This is a genomic window from Rhizobium sp. SU303 (assembly GCF_021052345.1).
GTDB classification, from domain to species: Bacteria; Pseudomonadota; Alphaproteobacteria; order Rhizobiales; family Rhizobiaceae; genus Rhizobium; species Rhizobium laguerreae.
In genome coordinates, this window is sequence record NZ_CP088099.1 from 111,899 (window position 1) to 133,180 (window position 21,282).

The 21,282-nt window shown below is 61.8% G+C and carries 13 protein-coding genes; 10 read left to right on the forward strand and 3 right to left on the reverse strand.

The features are described 5' to 3' along the window. Nucleotides 1–172 precede the first annotated feature (172 nt). From RlegSU303_RS33525 to RlegSU303_RS33560, 8 genes are all read left to right on the forward strand, one after another. Entirely contained in the window at nucleotides 173–5,497 is a 5,325-nt protein-coding gene (locus RlegSU303_RS33525; RefSeq protein ID WP_131720675.1) for a DUF4082 domain-containing protein, read from the forward strand. A 48-nt stretch (nucleotides 5,498–5,545) separates the two neighbouring features. Continuing rightward, nucleotides 5,546–6,778 carry a GTP-binding protein gene (locus tag RlegSU303_RS33530; protein WP_131643545.1) on the forward strand — a complete coding sequence of 411 codons (1,233 nt, stop codon included), beginning with the start codon at nucleotides 5,546–5,548 and terminating at the stop codon, nucleotides 6,776–6,778. 73 nt (nucleotides 6,779–6,851) lie between these two features. Further along, complete coding sequence (locus RlegSU303_RS33535) at nucleotides 6,852–7,160, forward strand: hypothetical protein (RefSeq protein WP_003549393.1); 309 nt, start codon at nucleotides 6,852–6,854, stop codon at nucleotides 7,158–7,160. A gap of 40 nt (nucleotides 7,161–7,200) precedes the next feature. Further along, complete coding sequence (locus tag RlegSU303_RS33540) at nucleotides 7,201–9,345, forward strand: peptidase domain-containing ABC transporter (protein ID WP_131621638.1); 2,145 nt, start codon at nucleotides 7,201–7,203, stop codon at nucleotides 9,343–9,345. Beyond that, a complete protein-coding gene (locus RlegSU303_RS33545; protein ID WP_131720674.1) occupies nucleotides 9,342–10,784 on the forward strand; it encodes an HlyD family type I secretion periplasmic adaptor subunit in 1,443 nt (480 codons plus the stop codon). Before RlegSU303_RS33540 ends, RlegSU303_RS33545 begins: the two co-directional genes overlap by 4 nt. Nucleotides 10,785–11,440: 656 nt before the next feature. Beyond that, complete coding sequence (locus RlegSU303_RS33550; protein ID WP_151519059.1) at nucleotides 11,441–12,571, forward strand: DUF3734 domain-containing protein; 1,131 nt, start codon at nucleotides 11,441–11,443, stop codon at nucleotides 12,569–12,571. Continuing rightward, a complete protein-coding gene (locus RlegSU303_RS33555) occupies nucleotides 12,568–13,308 on the forward strand; it encodes an acetoacetate decarboxylase (RefSeq protein WP_011649696.1) in 741 nt (246 codons plus the stop codon). The genes RlegSU303_RS33550 and RlegSU303_RS33555 overlap by 4 nt, the downstream gene beginning before the upstream one ends. Nucleotides 13,309–13,320: 12 nt before the next feature. Then, nucleotides 13,321–14,103 carry a 3-hydroxybutyrate dehydrogenase gene (locus RlegSU303_RS33560; RefSeq protein WP_017957520.1) on the forward strand — a complete coding sequence of 261 codons (783 nt, stop codon included), beginning with the start codon at nucleotides 13,321–13,323 and terminating at the stop codon, nucleotides 14,101–14,103. 109 nt (nucleotides 14,104–14,212) lie between these two features. Here RlegSU303_RS33560 and RlegSU303_RS33565 read toward each other — a convergent pair whose 3' ends face one another. Then, a complete protein-coding gene (locus RlegSU303_RS33565) occupies nucleotides 14,213–17,188 on the reverse strand; it encodes an NAD(P)-dependent oxidoreductase (RefSeq protein WP_131643634.1) in 2,976 nt (991 codons plus the stop codon). A 367-nt stretch (nucleotides 17,189–17,555) separates the two neighbouring features. Between RlegSU303_RS33565 and RlegSU303_RS33570 the strand changes: the two genes are divergently transcribed. Beyond that, nucleotides 17,556–18,464 (forward strand): acetamidase/formamidase family protein, encoded by a 909-nt coding sequence (locus tag RlegSU303_RS33570; protein ID WP_131719476.1) that lies wholly within the window; start codon nucleotides 17,556–17,558, stop codon nucleotides 18,462–18,464. Between the two features lie 12 nt (nucleotides 18,465–18,476). Here the strand turns inward: RlegSU303_RS33570 and RlegSU303_RS33575 are convergent, their stop codons facing one another. Continuing rightward, nucleotides 18,477–19,379: a proline iminopeptidase-family hydrolase gene (locus tag RlegSU303_RS33575; protein WP_017957517.1), complete on the reverse strand. Its 903-nt coding sequence runs from the start codon at nucleotides 19,377–19,379 to the stop codon at nucleotides 18,477–18,479. A gap of 64 nt (nucleotides 19,380–19,443) precedes the next feature. Continuing rightward, nucleotides 19,444–20,256: a helix-turn-helix transcriptional regulator gene (locus tag RlegSU303_RS33580; RefSeq protein ID WP_017957516.1), complete on the reverse strand. Its 813-nt coding sequence runs from the start codon at nucleotides 20,254–20,256 to the stop codon at nucleotides 19,444–19,446. A 130-nt stretch (nucleotides 20,257–20,386) separates the two neighbouring features. On the opposite strand from RlegSU303_RS33580, the gene RlegSU303_RS33585 reads away from it, so the two are divergent. Further along, nucleotides 20,387–21,277, forward strand: a complete 891-nt coding sequence (locus RlegSU303_RS33585; RefSeq protein WP_017957515.1) for a proline iminopeptidase-family hydrolase — start codon at nucleotides 20,387–20,389, stop codon at nucleotides 21,275–21,277. The last annotated feature ends 5 nt before the right edge of the window (nucleotides 21,278–21,282 follow it).

Consider the following 21,282-nt stretch of genomic DNA (forward strand, 5'->3'; position numbering starts at 1 on the left):
CAATACCGAACTAGAATTCCTCTTCACCCAGAGTCGGCCACTGAGCAGTAGCCGGAGGCAGCTTTGCGGCCTTGTCGGTCGGGTATGCGGTGAGGGTCATCATATCGGAGTACGGAGTATCACCCACATACCCCAGATTGCTGTCGTACATTCCCATACGAAAGCTGGCAGGATGAAGCCTTCCAATGCTGGTAGACGGGAAACGGGGACGCCACTCTTGCTGAGATTTCATGTGAGGAATCGCGAATATCTAAGTACTGCCGGCGGCACGCCGAGCGTCTGTCACCCACCCTCCGTCTGGACCGCACTGCTTGGAACTGCGACCGTGGTGTCTTCAAGCACTCAGGGTCCCTACGGTTTTGCCAATCAGGGCAGCGCAACCGTCCAATCCTCCTTCTCCGGCACGGTCACATCTTCCCTGATATCATCAGGCGACATGCAATCGTCCCCCGCATCGTCGACGGCGATGCCGGCGCCTGCGGGAGATAGCGGCGCGCAAGACGGTTTCACCAAGACGGCGTCGGCTGCGACGGTGTTCCAGACTCCCTCCTCGACATCGCAACGCACCGTGCTTGCCCCGGATCCGTCCGAGGAGGCTGCGACACTGCCTGCCGCTCCCGCGCTTACGGGTGTTACCACCGATGCCGACACTGGAAGCACCAAGACGGCGGCGCCGGTCAGCTCTTCCAGCACTCTCGGCACGACGTCGTTGCGCCTTCAGGCCTCGATAGCATCTGTCTCTCTGGAGCCGAGCCAGGACGTTTCTGCTGAGACGACCGCGGCCCCGACGGCACTGGCGGCGCCGATGGCGGCGGTTTCGGCTGCGGCGACACCCAACAAGATCGCGCTCGAAAACCTGAAGCAGGGCAACCCGATCAGCGAATGGGGTCTGGAGGGCGACGGTGGTGGCACCATCCAGGGCTTCGCCACCGAAATCAGCACGAATATCGGCCAGACGGTCGATTTCAAGATCGCCACCGATTCCACCCACTACCGCATCGATATTTACCGCATTGGCTATTACGGCGGGGCCGGCGCGCGCAAGGTCGACTCGATCGAGCAATCGCTGACATCGGCGCAGATCCAGCCGCACCCGATCGTCGACATGTCGCTCGGCCTCATCGATTGCGGCAACTGGTCGGTATCGGCTAGCTGGCAGATTCCCGACGATGCCGTCTCGGGCGTCTATTTCGCCAAGCTGGTGCGCGAGGATGGCACCGAGGATGCAAGCATCATCCCCTTCGTCGTGCGCGACGACGCCTCCACCAGCGATATCGTCTTCCAGACATCCGATACCACCTGGCAGGCCTATAATGCCTGGGGCGGCGCCAGCCTCTATTATGGCGAAGTCCCGGTCGATCCGGCCGACATGATCGGCTACCTGCCGCCGAACTGCAGCTGCGGGCTGACTGCGATCGGCCGTGCCTCGGCCGTCAGCTACAACCGCCCGATCATCACCAATACTAGCCCGATCGGCGGCCCGCATGATTTCGTCTTCGGCGTCGAGTCTTCGGCGATCCAGTGGCTGGAGCAGAACGGCTACGATGTTTCCTATATCTCCGGCGTCGATGCGACGCGTAGCGGCAGCCTGCTGCTGAACCATGATGCCTATCTCTCTGTCGGTCATGACGAATATTGGTCGGCCGAGCAGCGCGCCAATGTCGAGGCGGCCCGCGATGCGGGTGTGAACCTCGCCTTCTGGAGCGGCAACGAGTGCTACTGGAAGGTGCGCTGGGAAAGCAGCATCGACGGCAGCAGCCAGGCCTATCGCACCATGGTCTGTTACAAGGAGACCTGGGGCACGAGCACGGATCCAAGCGCTACCGGCACCGGCACCTGGCGCGATCCGCGCTATGCCGATCCGGGACAGGAGCCGGAGAATTCGCTGACCGGCACGATGTTCCAGGTGGACAGCTACCGTTCCGATACGATCACTATCCCCTACGACTATTCGAACCTGCGCTTCTGGCGCAACACCGATGTCGCCGAGCTTGAGGAGGGCGAGACCTATAATCTGGTGCAGAACCTGCTCGGTTACGAGTGGGATTCCGACGTCGAGAACGGCTTCCGGCCGGATGGCCTCATCAACCTGTCGCTCTCCTCGATCGCGGTCAGCACCTATCTGCGCGACTACGGCACGACGGTCGGCGATGCGGTGGCGACCCACAGCCTCACCATGTACCGGGCCGAAAGCGGCGCGCTCGTCTTCGGTGCCGGCACCGTCTTCTGGTCCTGGGGCCTGAATGCCAACCACCAGGGAGCGCAGACGCCGACCGATCCCAACGTGCAGCAGGCAATGGTCAACATGTTCGCGGACATGGGCATCCAGCCGACCACGCTCGATGCGAGCCTGATCCTCGCGACCCAATCGACCGACGCGTTGAAGCCGACCTCGTCGATCTCGTCGCCGATCATTGGCGCCAGCTTCGTTGAGGGGCAGCGCGTCACCATCACCGGCACGGCGCAGGATTTCGGCGGCGGCATCATTGCCGGTGTGGAGGTTTCCACCGACGGCGGCCAGCACTGGTTCAAGGCCACCGGCCGCGAAAGCTGGAGCTATAACTGGGTCGTCCAGGCAAGCGGCACCTATACGATCCTGTCGCGCGCCGTCGACGACAGCGTCAATCTGGAGGCACCATCGGCCGGCAAACAGGTCACGGTTACCCTGCCGGGCACACAGGGCCTGTGGACGCTGGCGGAAAAGCCCGCGGTCGAAACGGCGATCGATCGCGATCCGGTCGAGCTCGGCCTGCGCTTCCAGGCGACGACGGCAGGCTCCGTGCAGGGCATCCGCTTCTACAAGGGCTTCTACAATACCGGCGACCACGTCGTCAGCCTCTGGTCCGGCAACGGAACCCTGCTTGCAACCGGCGTGTCGGTGGGTGAGTCGCTCTCCGGCTGGCAGACGGTGATGTTCTCCTCGCCGATCCAGATCGCCGCCGGTACGACCTATGTGGCCTCCTATCACAGCAATGGATTCTTCTCCGTCACCGAGAACTATTTCAGCGAGCCCTATGCTAGCGGCGCGCTGAAGGTCGGCGATGGCGGCGGCGTCTTTGCCTATAGCGGCACCAGCACGTTCCCCGGTCAGAGCCCCGGCGGCTCGAACTATTGGGTGGATGTGGTCTTCGATGCCGGCCCCAACAGCCAGCCGGTCGCAACCGACGACAGCGGGCTGATCATCGGCCATAACGGATCGCTTGTTATCTCGATTGCCGCACTCGTCGCAAATGATGTCGATGCCAATGGCGATGCGCTGACCATCACCGCCGTTGGCAATGCCCTCAACGGCACGGTTGCTCTCAACACGCAGACCGGAACCATCACCTTCACGCCGGCTAATAACTATTCGGGCCCGGCAAGCTTCGCCTACACGCTGTCGGACGGGCGCGGCGGTACGGATCAGGGCAATGTCAGCCTCACCGTTCAGGCCGCTCCGGCCGGCGAGACGCTGTTTACGGGAAGCGAGGGGCCGACCGGCGGCAGCTTCAACGACAATACGGCGATGGAACTCGGCATGAAGTTCGTCGCGTCCTCGAACGGCACGATCTCGGGAATCCGCTATTACAAGGCTGCCGGCGATACCAGCGTGCATACAGGCTCCATCTGGAGAGCGGACGGCACGCTTGTTGCCACGGTCACCTTCACCAACGAGTCGCTCTCCGGCTGGCAGACCGCGACCTTCTCCACGCCGCTGCAGATCACGGCGGGTGCGACCTATGTCGCCTCCTACCACACGACCGGCAGCTATGTGGCGACCGCAGGCTATTTCAACACGGCCCATACCAACGGCTCGCTGACGGCGCTGGCCGGTGCGAACGGCGTCTATGCGGTCGGATCGGGCTCGACCTTCCCGACGCAGAGCTACCAGTCGTCGAACTACTGGGTCGATGTCGTCTTCAACCAGTCGACGGGCAATACGGTGCCGGTTGCCGCCAACGACAACGGCTACACGACCTATGCCAACACGGCCCTGTCGATTGCCGCTGCCAACCTGCTTGCCAATGACAGCGATGGCGATGGCGACCCGCTGAGCATTACCGGCGCAAATGGCGCGGTCAACGGAACGGTGACGTATAACAGCCAGACCAACACGGTGATCTTCACGCCGAACTCGGGCTATACGGGCGTCGCAAGCTTTTCCTATTCGATCTCGGACGGGCAAGGCGGCACGGCTTCGGCCACCGTCAGCCTCACGGTCAATTCGCAGCCCGGCGGCGGCACGACCTCGAGCCTGTTTACCAGCGCCGACACGTCGGGGGTTACCGCCGCCAATGATGCCAACTCGGTCGAACTTGGCGTCAAGTTCATCGCTTCCGGCAACGGCCAGATCACGGGGCTCACCTATTACAAGAGCGCTCAGGATACCGGCACGCATGTCGGCTCGCTCTGGACCACGAGCGGCCAGCTCCTTGGCCAGGCAACCTTCATCAACGAGACGGCAAGCGGCTGGCAGACGGTTTCCTTCACGCAGCCGATCAATGTCACGGCCGGCGTCACCTATGTGGCGAGCTACCATTCCAACGGCTTCTATTCGGCGACCGCGAACTACTTCACGACAGACTATACGAGCGGCGCGCTGACGGCGCCGGCAAGTTCGATCAGCGGCGGCAACGGCGTCTATGCCTATGGCACGGGCAGCCTGTTCCCGACCGCCTCCTACAATGCCAGCAATTACTGGGTGGACGTGCTCTATCAGCAGGGCGCGCAGAATGCGGTTCCGGTCGCAGCCAATGACAGCGGCTACTCGGCCAATACGGGCACGCCGATCACCATCCAGGCCTCGGCGCTGCTTTCAAACGACAGCGATGCCGATGGCGATCCGCTCACGATTACCGGTGTCAGCGGCGCCGTCAACGGCTCGGTCGCCTACAATGCCCAGGCCCAGACGGTGACCTTCACGCCGACCGCAGGCTATTCGGGACCGGCGAGCTTCAGCTACGCGATATCAGACGGCAAGGGCGGCACGGCCACGGCCCAGGTTGCGCTCAGCATCAACAACCCGGCTGCAGGCCCGGAGCAGAACCTCTTTGCCGCCAATGCGACGCCTGCAATCGTCTCCACCAACGACAATCAGCAGGTCAATCTCGGCATGAAGTTCCAGGCCGATACGGCAGGCTGGATCACCGGCATCCGCTTCTACAAGGGCACCGACAATACAGGCCCGCATAACGGCTATCTCTGGACTGCCTCGGGCACGCTGCTCGGCAGCGTCGCCTTCAGCAACGAAACGGCAAGCGGCTGGCAGACTGCGACACTCACCCAGCAGGTGGAGATCGCCGCGGATACGACCTACGTCGTTTCCTACAGCACCAACGGCAATTATTCGGCGACCGGCAATTACTTCAGCGCCGATGTGACGAATGGCGATCTCAGGGCGCTCAGCGGCAGCAACGGCGTCTATGCCTACGGGTCGAGCGGGCTGTTCCCGAGCGCCAGCTATAACAGCACAAATTACTATGTGGACGTAGCATTCAGACCGCAGCTCGCGGCGTAAAGCCCGCGAGCATGTAAGGCCAAGCATCTGTAAAGGGTAACGAGATCGATGATGGGTGCAGACAACAGATTGCCGGTAACGGTTCTCGCCGGGTTTCTCGGCGCCGGCAAGACGACTGTCCTCAACCATGTCCTGAGCAATCGTGAGGGTCGCCGGGTTGCTGTCATCGTCAACGATATGAGCGAGGTCAACATCGATGCGGATCTCGTGCGCGAGGGGGGTGCAGACCTCTTGCGCACGGACGAGACGCTGGTAGAGCTCACCAATGGATGCATCTGTTGCACCCTGCGCGACGATCTCCTGAGCGAGGTTCGCCGGCTCGCTAGCGCCGGCCGCTTCGACTATCTGCTGATCGAGGGCACCGGCATTGCCGAGCCGCTGCCGGTCGCAGCCACCTTCTCCTTCCGCGACGAGAGCGGGGCAGCACTCTGCGATGTCGCGCGGCTCGACACCATGGTTTCCGTCGTCGATGCGGTCAATCTTCTCGCCGATTACCAGAGTGCCGAGTTCCTTGCCGATCGCGGCGAAAGGCGTGACGCGGACGATGAGCGCAAACTCGTCGAACTCCTCGTCGAGCAGATCGAATTTTCCGACGTCGTCATCATCAACAAGGCAGGCGATGTGCCGCTTGTAATGCTCTCGGAGGTTCGCCGGGTCGTCGCGGCGCTCAATCCGGATGCCCGCATCATCGATGCGGTCTTCGGCCAGGTGCCGCTTGGCGCGATCATGGATACCGGGCTCTTCAGCGAAGCGAAGGCCGCCCGCCATCCGTTCTGGCACAAGGAGCTTTACGGCTGGGGCGACCACGTGCCGGAGACCGAGGAATACGGCATTGCGAGCTTCGTCTATCGCAGCCGCCGGCCTTTCGATCCCGCGCGGCTGAGCCGCGTCATCGAGCAGCCATTGCCCGGCATCATCAGGGCGAAAGGGCATTTCTGGCTGGCGACCCGGCCGGATGAGATCGGCCTGCTGTCGATTGCCGGCACGCAATGCCGCATCGAGAACAGGGGGTTCTGGTGGGCCTCGGTGCCGCGGGCGCACTGGCCGCGCCATCCGCAATTCCGCCAGTTGCTTGACCGGCATTGGGATGATGTCTGGGGCGACCGTCGTCAGGAGCTGGTCTTCATCGGCTCCGGCTTTGACGAGGCGGCGATCCGTGCCGCGCTCGACGATTGCCTGGCGGGGGAGGAGACGGGTTTCGATCCGCAGACCGCCATCGGCCTTCGCGATCCGTTTCCGGCATGGCGGCACGATACTCACGCATCGGACCGAAAAGTGTGAAGCGGTTTTCGGATAATCCGATGCGTCGACTCAAAGGTGAACAGGTTTTGATTATCAACCAGAGGAGAGAACAATGAGCAACGAACTTTATGCAGATGGCATCGGCGAAATCACCATCACCGGAACGATCGTGCGCATCGACCTGATGTCGCTCTCGGCCACCGATCGTGACGCCAACAACAATCCGAAGCCGGTCTTCCGCCAGCGCATCATCATGCCGGTCGATGCCTTCGCCAATGCGGTCGATCTCATGCAGAAGGCGCTTGGCGGGTTAGTCGAGGCGGGTGCGGTCCGTCGCATCGGCGATATGCCAGCTGCGGCTGCTGCCGATATTCAGACGGTGCAGGCCGGCGCTTCGAACGCCTCGCCGAACTTCAACTGATAAAAAATATGCCTCGGTCTCGTATTGTTTCGGGTGGGCCATGAGTGGTTTTCTGCATACCAACCTGCACTGTCTTGCGCTCGTCGCTCGTCATCACGGCGTCGATCTTGCTCCTGAACGATTGCAGCACGATTATGCCGTCGGCAACGATCCCGTTGCCATGCGGCAGCTGCTGCGCATGGCCAAGGATGCCGGCCTCAGGGCAAGGCATCTGACGCTCGACTGGCGATCCCTGTTCCAACTCGGCGAGGCCTTCCCGGTGCTCGCCGAGTTGACGAACGGCAACTGGGTGGTCATCGCCGGCGCTGTCGGGAGCGGGGAGGATGAGAGAATCCGCGTTCTCGACCCGCTGGCATCACGCGCCGAGGTGATGATGCTCAGCGAAGAGCAGTTCGCCAAGGCCTGGCTCGGATCGGTGATCCTGCTGAAGCGCAACTATCGCATGTCCGATGAGGACCGGCCCTTCGGCTTCCGCTGGTTTGTCCCCGAGATCATCAAGCAGCGCAGCTTCTTCCGCGACGTCGCGCTCGCCGCCTTCGTGCTCTACGGGCTGGGGCTGACGACGCCGATCTTCTTTCAGCTCGTCATCGACAAGGTGCTGGTGCATCAGAGCTATGCGACGCTGACGGTTTTGACGGCGGGCATTGCGATCGCGCTCGTCTTCGACGCGACGTTCACCTTCCTGCGCCGCTATCTGCTGCTTTATGCGACGAACAGGATCGACATCCGCGTCGCGACTCGCACCTTCGGCCATCTGCTCAACCTGCCGATCGCGCTCTTCGAGCAGGCCTCGGCCGGCGTTCTCGTCAAGCATATGCAGCAGACCGGGCGCATCCGCGAATTCCTGACCGGCCGGCTGTTTCTCACGCTCTTAGACGGCGTTTCGCTGCTGGTCTTCGTGCCGATCCTGCTTCTCTACAGCGTCAAGCTGACGCTTGTCGTGCTCGGTTTCGCCGCCCTTGTCGGGCTCGTGGTAATGATGCTCGTCGGGCCGTTCCAGCGCCGGTTGCAGGCGCTCTACCAGGCCGAAGGCGACCGGCAGGCATTGCTGGTGGAAACCGTGCACGGCATGCGCACCGTCAAATCGCTGGCGTTGGAGCCGCGCCAGCGCAAGGTATGGGACGATTATTCGGCCCAGGCGATCTCCGTGCGTTTCCGGGTCGACAAGATCTCGACCATCGCCCAGGCGATGACCGGACTGCTGGAGAAGCTGATGAGCGTCGCGATCATCGGCCTCGGCGCGCTCGATGTCTTCAGCGGCGCGATGACGATCGGCGCGCTGGTCGCCTTCAACATGCTCGCCGGCCGGGTCTCGGGACCACTGGTGCAGATCGTCACCATGGTGCACGAATATCAGGAAGTCGCGCTCTCCGTGCGCATGCTCGGCGAGATCATGAACCAGCGGCCGGAACAGGCGGGCCGCGGGCGAGGTGTTCGGCCGCATCTGCAGGGCCGCATCGAATTCGACAGGGTCAGCTTCCGTTATGGCCCGGATAGCGCGCCGGCGCTCGACAATGTCTCCTTCGCCATTCCGGCGGGCTGCCTATTCGGCGTGGTCGGCAAGAGCGGCTCGGGCAAGACGACGATCACAAGGCTCATCCAGGGGCTCTATCAGAGCCAGGAAGGCCTCGTGCGCATGGATGGCTATGACAGCCGCGAGATCGACCTCGTGCATCTGAGAACGAGCATCGGCGTCGTGCTGCAGGATAGTTTCCTGTTTCGCGGCTCGGTGCGCGAGAATATCGCCGCCGCCAAGCCCGATGCCAGCATCGAGGAGATCATGGAAGTCGCCCGCATTGCCGGCGCCGAGGAGTTCATCGAGCGCCTGCCGCGCGGCTTTGACACGATGCTGGAGGAAAACGCCTCCAACCTGTCAGGCGGCCAGAAGCAGCGGCTTGCCATTGCCCGCGCGCTGATCACCGATCCGAAGCTGTTGATCTTCGACGAGGCGACGAGTGCGCTCGACCCCGACAGCGAGGCGATCATCCGCGAAAATCTGAGCCGCATCGCTGCTGGCCGCACCGTCATCATCGTCTCGCACCGGCTTTCGACGCTCGTCGATGCCGATGCCATTCTCGTCATCGAGCGTGGCAAGGTCGCCGATATCGGGCGGCACGATCAGCTTGTATCGCGCTGCATGACCTATCGCCACCTGTGGTCCCAGCAGATGAGGCAGGTCGCATGAATGCGCACACCAGAAAACCCAGCGAGAACCTGCCGGTCCCTTCAGGCAAAGGCCCTTCAGACACGGCGCCCTCAGGCAAGGGAAGGGAACTGACCAACCGCCCGCCGCTGCCGCCGGCAATTGCCGAATTCCAGTCCGACGCCGTCGAGCTGGAGGAGCGCGCGCCGCCGCGCATTGCACGGATGACGCTCTACTGCGTGACGGCGCTGATTGTTTCGGCGATCATCTGGGCCTCGGTCTCGTCGATCGATGAGGTGGTGATTGCGCCCGGCAAGCTCGTCACCACCCAGCCGACCATCGTCGTCCAGCCGCTCGAAACCTCGATCATCCGCACGATCGAGGTGAAGGCCGGGGAAGTGGTGCATGCCGGGCAGACGCTCGCGACCCTCGACGCCACTTTCAGCCAGGCCGATGTCGACCAGCAGCAGGCGAAGTTCTCCGCCCTCGACGCCCAGGTGAGGCGCATCGAGGCCGAGCTTGCCGGCGACGACTACACGAAGATGGCGGGAGATACGCCCGACCAGTTGCTGCAGGCGCAGCTCTTCGGCCAGCGACAGGCCTTTTACATGGCGCAGCTGCAGAATTTCGAGCAGCAGATCGCCGGCCAGTCGGCCGCTCTTGCGGCGAGCGAGAACCAGGAGGCCGTGCTCAACGACAGGCGCGATGGGCTCTCGCAGATCGAGGCGGCGCGGGAGCGGCTCTATAACAAGCAGAGCGGCTCGCTGATCACGCTGCTCGGCTCGCGCGACGCCCGCCTCGACGTCGAGTCCGATCTGACGGCCGTTCGCGGCCGGGCCGAGGAGGCCGCGCACTCTTATGCGAAGCTGAGAGCCGACCGGCAGGCCTTCATCGAGGATTTTCGTCGCGCCGCAATGGAGCAACTGGTGGAATTGCGCGGCCAGCGCGACATGGCTGACGAGGAACTGAAAAAGATGGAACTGCGCCGCAACATGGTGGTGCTGACCGCACCCGCCGATGCCGTCGTGCTCGATCTCGCCCAGCGCTCGGTCGGTTCAGTGGTGCGCGAGGCGGAACCGGTCGTGACGCTGGTGCCCATTAACGTGCCGCTCGAAGCCGAAGTCTCGATCAACACCCGCGACATCGGCCGCGTGGCCGTCGGCAAGGAAGCCCGAGTCAAGCTCGACGCCTATCCCTTCCAGAAATACGGCACCGCCTCGGGCGAGGTGAGAACCATCAGCCAGGACACCTTCCTCACCGGCCAACAGGAGCAGACCGAGACCCCGAGCCAGCCGGCCGCCCCCTTCTTCAAGGCGCGGATCCTGCTTGCCGATACCCGGCTGAATGCCGCAGGTATGCCGGTGCGGCTGCTTCCCGGGATGACCGTGTCCACGGAAATCAAGGTCGGCAACCGTACGGTGATCTCCTATTTCCTCTATCCGCTGCTGCGTGGCCTCGATAATGCAATACGCGAACCGTAGGACGCGGCGGATCAGTTCGCCCCGACGGGATCCCGTGTGAGCTTCGAGGCAGATATTTCGCATCTCATAGCTACGCCTGATCTGCCCGCAGAACACGCGCCGCCGAGACCAGCGTCGCCCGGCCGTCAACGACCTTCGACAAAACCTCGATCCGCTGCAGATCACGCTCGCTCATCGCAATCAGTCCCATCCGCAATCTCCACCCGGGGAGTGTGACATTCCAACTTTGCAGAAACAGGACACTTCAACTTTGCGGCTACACACAACTTGGCGGCATAACGAATATTATGGAACATAAGAGTGCTCCTATCTCGAAGCGAGACTTCGTCGATTGAACCAGCTGACGACGCTGGTCGAACGGCGTAGCAAGCCTGAAATGAAGGATTGGCCTGGCGTCGGTGAATTCGCAGCCTACATAGCCGCATAGCCAAGGTTGTCACATTTTGTTGCATTGCAAGATGCCATCGGCAGGACTAACTAAAGGCCTCAATGGTTGCGAAGAATGCGCAGATTTGGCTAGCAAGCCTCTGAAATGACTTAGTATACGATTATTCAGAAGCCTTCCTGTATTACTGAAACTTAATCTGCCCTTTGCAGCCCGATTGCCTTCTCTGTGTTATTTGTTAGCAGCTGCAGCATTTGAGGAAAAGCGTCCCGTGAGTACTATTCCGACAGAGAAAACCGTGCTGGTGTTTCAGGGCGGTGGTGCTCTGGGTGCCTACCAGGCCGGTGCTTACGAAGCTTTGCATGAGGCTGGCATCCGCCCCGACTGGCTGGCCGGGATATCTATCGGCTCGATCAACTCAGCCATCATTGCCGGAAGCCCCGTCGATCAGCGTGTCGATAACCTCAGGACCTTCTGGCATCGGGTCTCGTCCGGACTGCCCGGCCACTTTCTCGGCAATGGCAATGCGATGCGCAAATGGTTCAACGAATCCTCCGCTTTTCTGGGATCTTTGACCGGCGTTCCCGGCTTTTTCACGCCGCGCGTCTTTGCGCCATGGAACATCCCGGGCGATCCGATGGCCGCGATCAGCCTTTACGACACCGCGCCGCTGCAGGATACCCTCGCCGGTCTCGTCGATTTCGACCTGATCAATTCAGGTGCCATCCGTCTCAGCCTCGGCGCGGTCGATGTTGTTAGCGGCAACTTCAATTATTTCGACAATCGCGATTGCGCTTTTTCGCCCAAACATGTGGCCGCCTCCGGGGCGTTGCCGCCGGGTTTTGCGCCCGTCGAGATCGATGGCCGCTATTATTGGGATGGAGGTATCGTTTCCAACACGCCGCTGCAGCGCATTCTCGGTGGTAGCGAGTTGGAGACAGATCTCTGCATCTTCCAGGTCGATTTGTTCAGCGCCAAGGGCGTGCTGCCGAAGGATGTCTTTGACGTCGGTGCCCGCGAGAAGGAAATCCGTTTTTCCAGCCGCACGCGGCTCAACACCGACCAGTTCCGCAAGCTTCAGTCGGTGCGCATGGCGGCCAAGAGGCTGACTGAAAAGCTGCCGCCTGAGCTGAAGGACGATCCCGATGCGAGGCTCCTTGAAAAGATCGGCAATGATTGCGCCGTGACCATGGTGCACCTGATCTATCGGCATGCCGCCTATGAAACCGGATCTAAGGACTATGAGTTTTCGCGGCTCTCCGTGGAGGAACACTGGAAGGCCGGCCATGACGATGTGGTCGAGACGCTGAACCATCCAGATTGGCTCGACCGAACGCGTCCGACCAATGGGATACGGATTTTCGACCTTGCCGAGCAACGCCTGCGTGGGAAAAAACCATGAAAATTGAAGATGTCGTGCGCAATGCCTTTGCCATGCCGCTGACCAGTCCATCCTACCCGCCAGGGCCTTACCGGTTCGTCAATCGCGAATATATGATCATCACCTATCGCACCGATCCGGAGGCCCTGCGCCGGGTCGTGCCCGAACCGCTGCAGTTCGATGAGCCGCTGGTGAAATACGAATTCATCCGCATGCCGGACTCGACCGGCTTTGGCGACTATACCGAATCCGGCCAGGTCATCCCGGTGACCTATCAAGGGGTACATGGCGGTTACGTGCATTCCATGTATCTCAACGACGACGCGCCGATCGCCGGCGGACGCGAAATCTGGGGCTTTCCGAAGAAACTGGCCGAGCCATCGCTGACATCCGTCAAGGATGCGCTGGTCGGCACGCTCGACTATGGCGGTCAGCGCGTCGCCACCGCAACGATGGGCTTCAAGCATCGGTCACTCGACGAGGCGAAAATCCTCGAAAGCCTGAAGCAGCCGAATTTCATGCTGAAGATTATTCCACATGTCGATTGCACACCGCGCATCTGCGAACTGGTGCGCTACTATCTGGAGGATCTGACGGTGAAGGGCGCGTGGGAAGGACCGGGCGCCCTGGCGCTGTTTCCGCACGCGCTGGCGCCGGTCGCCGACCTGCCGGTGCTTGAGGTCAAATCCGCCGTCCATATTCTCTCGGACCTGACGCTGGGCCTCGGCGAAGTGGTCCATGATTATCTTGCAAAATAAGGAGTCCAACCCATGAAGCTCAGGGATAAGGTCTGCATCGTCACCGGGTCGGCCAGCGGTATCGGGCTGGCGATCGCAAAGAAATACGTTTCAGAGGGTGCCAAGGTCGTCATTGCTGACTTGAAGCTCGATGCGGCGCAAGCGGCGGCCAAGGATCTGACGGCTGCCGGCCCAGGCGAGGCGATCGGTCTTGCGATGGACGTCACCAGCGAGGAAGCCGTGAACGCCGGCGTCGCCGCCGTCGTAGCCAAGTGGGGCCGTGTGGACGTGCTCGTCTCCAATGCCGGCATCCAGATCGTCAACAAGATCGAGGACTACGCCTTTTCCGACTGGAAGAAGATGCTCGCCATCCATCTCGATGGCGCGTTCCTCACTACCAAGGCTTGCGTTCCACACATGAAAGCGCAGAAGGGCGGCGCGATCATCTATATGGGCTCGGTGCATTCGCATGAGGCTTCGCCGCTGAAATCGGCCTACGTCACCGCCAAGCACGGCTTGCTCGGCCTTGCTCGCGTGGTCGCCAAGGAAGGCGGACCGGATGGCGTGCGCGCCAACGTCATCTGCCCCGGCTTCGTCCGGACGCCGCTCGTCGACAAGCAAATTCCGGAACAGGCAAAGGAACTCGGAATTTCCGAAGACGAGGTCATCAAGAAGGTAATGCTCGGCGGCACTGTGGATGCACAGTTTACCACGGTCGACGATGTCGCCGAAGTGGCGCTGCTGTTTGCCGGTTTCGAGACCAATGCTCTCACCGGCCAGTCACTGGTTGTCAGCCATGGCTGGTACATGCAGTAACGGTCGCGCTGAGGCATCGCATCTGGGTCCGTCAAGGCTCAGCGCTGTTGAATGTGCCGTCGATGCCGCGTTGCCTGCATATGGGAAGACCTTCGGCTTCGACTGCGGCCTACTCCGCCGCCGGTCCGTACAGGCCAAGCTGCTCGAGAAGCGCCCGCTGCCGGCCGGCATTTTCGGCCAGCAGACCGGTATAGCGATCGATGATCCGGTTCCGGTGGCTCGGGTCGGAGACAACGGAGAGCGCGCCGACGATCGCCGCGACCTTTTCCGAGGTCCGCCGCAATTCGTCCAGCAGTTCCGCATTGCCGCTGATCTCGCTAACCACCCGTTTCGTCACCCTGCCGATTCCGGCCGGTGTGCGGCCGCCTGCCGAGACGTATCCGTCCGGCAGATCACCCTTCAGATTGGTGACCGACTTGAAGCGGATGACATCGAAGATCTGATCGACCGCCTGCTTGGCGCCGGTCACCCGAGAAGGATGGTCGGTATCGGCGGCGGCGTGCGGCAGCAGTTCCAGCTTGCCCTTATGGCGCTCTTCGAGCGGCAGATAGGGAACCATCGGTCCGCTGAGCTTGCCGGTTACTGCATCCTTGAAGAGATCGGCGTCGATTGCCGCATGGGCAATCTTTCCTGATGACAGCGCCTGGTCGAGCGCCGCCGCATCGACGACCTCGCCCCGGTCGTAATTGACCAACACCGCACCATCGTTCATCGCGCCGAGAACCTGCGTGTCGACCACCCCTGCGTTGGAGTAAACGCCTGTCGCAGCATCCAGCCGGCCGAGACCGATATGGACGGAGAGCACGTCGGCGCCGGTCGCCGCTTCAACCGGACTTGCGGCGTAATCGAAGCCTTCCGACTCGATCCAGCCTTGGTGATGCTGGCGCGCGTAGATCACCACCTTCATGCCGAAAACCCTGGCGAGCTTGGCGACTTCGCGGCCGATATTGCCGTAGCCGAGAATGGCGATTTTCTGGCCTTCCAGCTTGGCGGTCGGGAAATCCTTGAGCTGGCGCCCGGTATCAAAGTCGCCGTTGGCGACCATCTGATGCAGCCTGTCGACGGGCAGGTCGGGAACAACCTTGAGGATCGCCTTCATCGCCATCTGGGCAGTCGCCCGGCTGTTGATGCCGGGCGTGTTCATCAAAGGTGCCTCGCCGCCCTCGCCGTTGCCGCCGCCCCAGGAGGCCGAGCCCATATTGCCGGTACCCGCGCCGATGCGCACGCCGCCGAACGGGAAGACGGAAGCCTTCGGGATGAAGGTCGCCGCCGCGATCAGCGCGTCATACTGGCCCTTGTCCGTCTGCGGCAGGATTTCGGCCTCGGTGCTGAGATTTGGCTGGTAGAAGAAATGGATGCGGCCCTTTTCCAGCGCCGCCCTGTCGCCGATCGGGCCGGCATGGAAGACGCCGCCCTTTTCCTCGACATAGGTCCTGATTTCGCTGTCGTCGGGCTCCCCATCGGCGCCGCGGCGCAGGCCGACCAGATCGGCGATGAGCACCGTATAGGCGTGTTCGGGATCGTCCTTGCGGACCATCGCGCCGGCTTTCACAGGCGCTGCGAACGTGACGCCCTGCTTTGCCAGTTCCTCCTCGATCACGAGGATTTTGGCGCGTAGATAGGCATATTGCAGGTTTTCCAGCAGCGCGACGATATCGGCCGGCTCGCGGATGCCGCCGACCCAGGCGCGGTAGTCGCCGGGCGTTCCCGGGAATGCGTTGACGTAGCGCGCCGCATCGAGGCCGGGCTCGAACTCGCCGTTCGGATGGGTAAAGCCCTCATAGCCGAGCAGTTGCTTCGAACGAGCGATAATGCGGGCATGGATCGCAGGATCGGTGATGCCCGCATCCTCCACCTTTAACAACGTCACCGCCGCGCCGCGCCGCTCGGCATCGGTGACGGTGAGCGAAAACAGCGGGTGCGACTCGACCCAGCCGTCGATCACCGCCCGATTGGCCGCAGACCGCTTGTTGAGCTCGACCAGCGAGCCAACCCGCGCCTCGGACTGCAGGAGGCCGAAGGTGGTTTCGGCGAAGGCAAGCGCGCTGTAGGTGTTGATGACGCCGCCGAGCATGCGGTCTTCCGCGGCATCGTAAAACGGCCCGGCATCCACGGATCGCTTGGCGGAAAGCGGCTGCCGCGCGTCGATCGGCGGCGCGATCTTGAGCTGGCGCGGGATTGCCCAGGACGGATCCTGCTGGTTCTTCTCCACGAGCGCCAGGGCATGCGGCGTGAAGGAGGCGACGAAATACCCCGATACCCCGCCGATCGCCTTCTGAAACGGCATGAACAAGCAGCATTTCGCCATTACGGCGTCGACCAGCTCGGGCTCCCAAGGCATGGCGCCCAGCATCGACGTCGCGTCGAACACTGCATGGCGGTTTGCCGGATCGCCATTGATCCAGTTCAGCAGCTCGTGGATCTCGCGGCTGGTATAGGCATTGGCGCCGGTCGTCTCGTGGCCGACGCCGACGAAGATCGACACACCGAGAGCGGAAAGCTCGGCGGCCGTCGGGATCACACCTTCGGAGGCGGCAAAATGAATGCGGCTCTCGCAGCCTTTTTCGGCGAAGCGTTGCATCTCGATCAACTGTGTGGCCCAGGATTGACGGAAGAAGCCGGCCGCGCGGGACTGATCGCTTTCCGGGCGCGGTGTATCGACGTAGACGCGCTGCGAGGCGTCGTTGGCGTTCATCAGGTGCTGGACGCAGACGGTATAGCCGCTGTGGCCGCCGCCGAGTCCCACAGCCATCCGGTTCGTCTTCGGGAAGTGGAAATAGCGGTGGATCGCCCGCATCATGTCGGTCAGAATTTTATCCGCCGGGTAGCCGCGATGCATGCTGCGGGAAATTTCGGCGGTGGTGAAACCGCCGATATCGTTGCCCTTGTCGTCGAACTTGCGATAGGACTTCTCGATCCATGTATCGAAAGCGATGCGCCGTAGGCGGCTATCCACTTCGTCGGTGGTCGCATCGGTGATCGGACCGACGCCGAAAAACGGATTGGACGGCAGCCTCGGTGCTCCCGACTTCGTCAGTCGGAGCGCTTCAAGTCGCTGTTCCTGCATCTGCTCGATATTTGTCATGATCTGCCTATCTGTTTGAAAGAACGGTGGTCGAGGCGGCCAAGGTCGTGGTTATGGTATCGCGTTTCGACCATTGCCTGAATGATCTTTCCTGTGCAAAACGCGTGGCCGAAAACCCCTTCGAGGGCTGCGGCAAGAGTCGACTCCACCAGGGTGGATATGAGTGATGCATTCCCCAATGCGGTTGCCGCGATCACAACGACGCCCCTCGTGCCACCCTTTCGACAACCCGCCATCGGCTGCCGGTTTCGCGTGGTGCCGCGCGGATATTGGCATTGCAGGCAATCTCTGATCTAGTCTGCAACTCTCTCGGCCCGGCGCTCCAGCCGCAGGCTCATACATTCAAAACGAGCGAGAGCTGTATTTCATGACCACTCACCGCTTCATTCCGACGAGCTTTCACAATGTCATCGGCTCTCTTCAGCCGGCCTTGCACATCGCCGACGGCGATACCGTCGTCACTGAGACGCTCGACGCTGCCGGGCATGGCAAGGACGGCGTCAAGCGGGCATCCGGCCCCAATCCCATGAACGGCCCGATCTTCGTGGAAGGTGCCGAGCCCGGAGATGCGCTGAAGGTCGAGATCATCAGCATGATCCCGACCAGGGACACGGGTTTTACCCGCAGCGTCGTCGCCGCCAATGTGGTCGATCCCGAGGCGGTTCGCGACCTGCCGCCGCGCGATATCGCCATCTGGGCGATCGACCGCGAAGCCCTGACGGTACGGCTTTCCGAACCGGTTGCAGGTCAAAATTTCGTTCTGCCTCTCGCCCCGATGATCGGCTGTTTCGGTGTGGCGCCCAGCCTCGGCCAGGCGATATCGACGGCGACCAGCGGCGAGTATGGCGGCAACATGGATTATCGGCTGTTCGGCCCCGGCACCACGGTCCGCTTTCCGGTATCGGCTACCGGCGCCCTGTTCTTTCTCGGCGATTGCCATGCCGTGCAAGGGGACGGCGAGATCGTCGGAACCGGCGTCGAGACGACGTTCGAAGTCACCGTGCGGCTGACGGTGGAAAAGAAGGCCGGACTGGTCTGGCCGCGTGGGGAAACGGCCGAAGACATCTTCACCATCGGCAACGCCCGTCCCCTCGATCAGGCGCTTCAGCATGCGACCAGCGAAATGTTGAATTGGCTGGCATCGGATTACGGCCTGGACAGGACGGCGGCCAGTCATCTGCTCGGTCAGGTGGTGCGTTACGATGTCGGCAACGTCTTCGATCCGGCCTATACGATCGCCTGCCGTGTCGCCAAGAAATGGCTGCCTCGCCGATAGGCGACCCTTTCCTCAATCGTGCCGGGACAGGAAACCGGAAACGGTCGCCAGGCAAAGCTGCTTTTCTTCGACATGCGGCATGTGGCTGGAATTTTCGAAGAGCACCCATTCGCAGCCGGGAACGCGCTCGAGATAAGGCCTTACCACCAGCGGCGTCGCCTCATCGTATTTTCCCGAGATCAGCAGCGTCGGGGCTTCGATGCGGTCGAGCCTGTTCTCGATCGTCCAGTCCTTCATCGTACCGATGACGTGAAATTCGGTCGGGCCGTTCATGTTGCGGTAGACGGTGTTGTCCTCGTCCATGATCGCAAAGGTCCGCGCCACTTCAGGCGGCCACGGCACCACACGGCAGACATGGCGGTCATAGAAGATCCGCGAGGCGGCGATATAGTCCGGATCGGTGAGGCTTCCCGCCAGTTCATGCTTCAGCAGTGTGTCCTGCACCTCTTTCGGCAGTTCCTGCCTCAGCCGGTTCGCCTCCGAAACCCAGGTACGCATGTTCGCCGGCGAGTTGGCGATAACAAGTGCCTTCAGGCCTTGCGGCCGGCGCACCGCATGTTCGGCGCCGAGCATGCCGCCCCAGGACTGGCCGAGGAAGGCATAGTGCTGCTGGATGCCGAGATGGGAAAGCAGCGCGTCCAGCTCCTCGAGGAACAGACCGACCGTCCAGAAGTCCGGGCCCATTTCCGGAAGTCGGGTGGAGTTGCCATTGCCGAGCTGGTCGTAATGGATGACCGGACGGCCGTCGAGGGCGGCGATATCCTTGAAGGAATCGACATAATCATGCGTGCAGCCAGGCCCGCCATGGGCAACAACGAGCGGCAGCTTGCCGCTGTCCAGCGAACCGGTGACGCGATACCAGGTGCGATAGCCGCGAAAGGGCAGATAGGCTTCTTTGGTCGTGACGTTGCCCACCGGTATCTCCATCTCTTGGCAGTGATGAAAAAGCATAACGCGGCGGCAACGGTGAAGGCAGCTATCACAAGTTATAGGGTGGCCAATTATGGGTCGGCCGGTCTTCGAGCAGGCGGTAATGGGTGGCGCGCACCACGGCCTGGGTTCGGTTGCGGGCGCCGAGTTTCTTAGTCGCGGCGTTCAGATGCATCACGACAGTCGGTACGGAACGGTCGATGATGCGGGAGATTTCCTTGGCGGAGTAACCTTCCGCCGAATGGCGCAGGCACTCGCGTTCCCGCTCGGTCAGGCGGATCGTGCCGACGCTCTTTGCCCGCGTATCGAAAAGCGAATAGGCGGTCTCATGGAAAACATGGGCAAGGAGGTTGAAGTCGGCGATATAGCGCAGGGCGTGCCGTTCGAAATCTTTGTTCCGGCCGAAACGGATGCCGGTGACTGTGGCATAGTCGCCGCGTGGCATATGAACCGGGACGGTGACGCCGGTCGACATATCGCGTTCGCTCAAATAGCGCGTCACCGGCGCCGTGTCGTCGGTCATGAAACGGTTGATCAGCGTGTCGGCGTCCGGGTCGTAGTTCCAGAAGAAGGGTGCGGAGGTGCGCAGTGCCACCTGCTGCACCGGATCGATACGGAAATAGCCGCGATTGAACCAGTAATCGTGCATATCGTCTGAGATATTCCGCAGCTTCAGCAGCGATGGTATCATGATCGCGCCGTCGAGATCGTAGGGCACCGGCGTATAGTCGTAGATCAGCGCCTCGAAGCCGATCTGCTTCATCGCCTCGAAGGCCTGGTCGATCCGGCCGTCCAGCGTTTCGTGCGCTGTAAACTGACGTCTGATCGTTGCGATGTCGTCAAGAATAGGGTCGTCAAGCATGGGCTGCTCCCGGGGTTCGGCATCGCGGCCCACCCTATCACTTCTTATAGCTGGCACTGAATGCGGTTTAAGGTAAAAATTTAGCCGTGCCCAAATATTGAGCAAGCGAAATCTTCTGCCGGAGCGATCAATGTGGCGTGAAATACGGCCGGACGAGCGGTTCGAGATCGATGTCGATGGCTATCGCGTCGTTGCCTATAGTTTCGGGACCGGCATCGAGACGGTTTTCTGCCTGAACGGCGGGCCGGGTCTGCCCTGCGATTACCTGCGCGAAGCGCATTCCTGCCTGATCGACAAGGGCTATCGCGTCGTCGCCTTCGATCAACTCGGCACCGGCGCCTCCGACCGGCCGGACGATCTCTCGCTCTGGACGATCGGCCGTTATGTCGAGGAGACGGAGACGGTGCGCAAGGCGCTAGGGCTCGACAAGGTACATATGCTCGGCCATTCCTGGGGCGGGTGGCTGGCGATCGAATATGCGCTGACCTATCCCGAAAACCTCAGGACGCTGATCCTCGAAGATACCGTCGCCGACATGCCGCATCTGATCTCGGAACTGGAACGGCTGCGCGCAGCGCTCGGTCCCGAAACCGTCTCGATGATGCAGAAGCACGAGGCGCAGGGCACTTATAATCATCCGGAATATCTCGCCGCTGTCACCATCCTCAACTACCGCCATGTCTGCCGTCTGCCGGAATGGCCGGCGCCGGTGCGCCGCTCGCTCGACGATTGGAACATGGCGCCCTACGAGACGATGCAGGGACCGAACGAGTTTCTCTATATCGGCAACCTCAAGGACTGGAACCGTATCCCCCACCTGCCGCGGCTGACGCTGCCGGTGCTCATCACAACGGGAGAGCATGACGAGTTAACGCCGGCCTGTGCGCTCAGGATGAAGCTTGCGCTGCCGAATGCCCAGCTCAAGGTATTTGCCAATGCCAGCCACATGCCGTTCTATGAGAACCCGCAGGATTATTATCCGGCGCTTCTCGATTTTCTCGCACGGCACGAGGCAGGCTGATGCAA

Coding starts and splice junctions, on each gene's coding strand:
- RlegSU303_RS33525 (WP_131720675.1), top strand. CDS start 173: ATGAAGCCTTCCAATGCTGGTAGACGGGAAACGGGGACGCCACTCTTG.
- RlegSU303_RS33530 (WP_131643545.1), top strand. CDS start 5,546: ATGATGGGTGCAGACAACAGATTGCCGGTAACGGTTCTCGCCGGGTTT.
- RlegSU303_RS33535 (WP_003549393.1), top strand. CDS start 6,852: ATGAGCAACGAACTTTATGCAGATGGCATCGGCGAAATCACCATCACC.
- RlegSU303_RS33540 (WP_131621638.1), top strand. CDS start 7,201: ATGAGTGGTTTTCTGCATACCAACCTGCACTGTCTTGCGCTCGTCGCT.
- RlegSU303_RS33545 (WP_131720674.1), top strand. CDS start 9,342: ATGAATGCGCACACCAGAAAACCCAGCGAGAACCTGCCGGTCCCTTCA.
- RlegSU303_RS33555 (WP_011649696.1), top strand. CDS start 12,568: ATGAAAATTGAAGATGTCGTGCGCAATGCCTTTGCCATGCCGCTGACC.
- RlegSU303_RS33560 (WP_017957520.1), top strand. CDS start 13,321: ATGAAGCTCAGGGATAAGGTCTGCATCGTCACCGGGTCGGCCAGCGGT.
- RlegSU303_RS33565 (WP_131643634.1), bottom strand. CDS start 17,188: ATGACAAATATCGAGCAGATGCAGGAACAGCGACTTGAAGCGCTCCGA.
- RlegSU303_RS33570 (WP_131719476.1), top strand. CDS start 17,556: ATGACCACTCACCGCTTCATTCCGACGAGCTTTCACAATGTCATCGGC.
- RlegSU303_RS33580 (WP_017957516.1), bottom strand. CDS start 20,256: ATGCTTGACGACCCTATTCTTGACGACATCGCAACGATCAGACGTCAG.
- RlegSU303_RS33585 (WP_017957515.1), top strand. CDS start 20,387: ATGTGGCGTGAAATACGGCCGGACGAGCGGTTCGAGATCGATGTCGAT.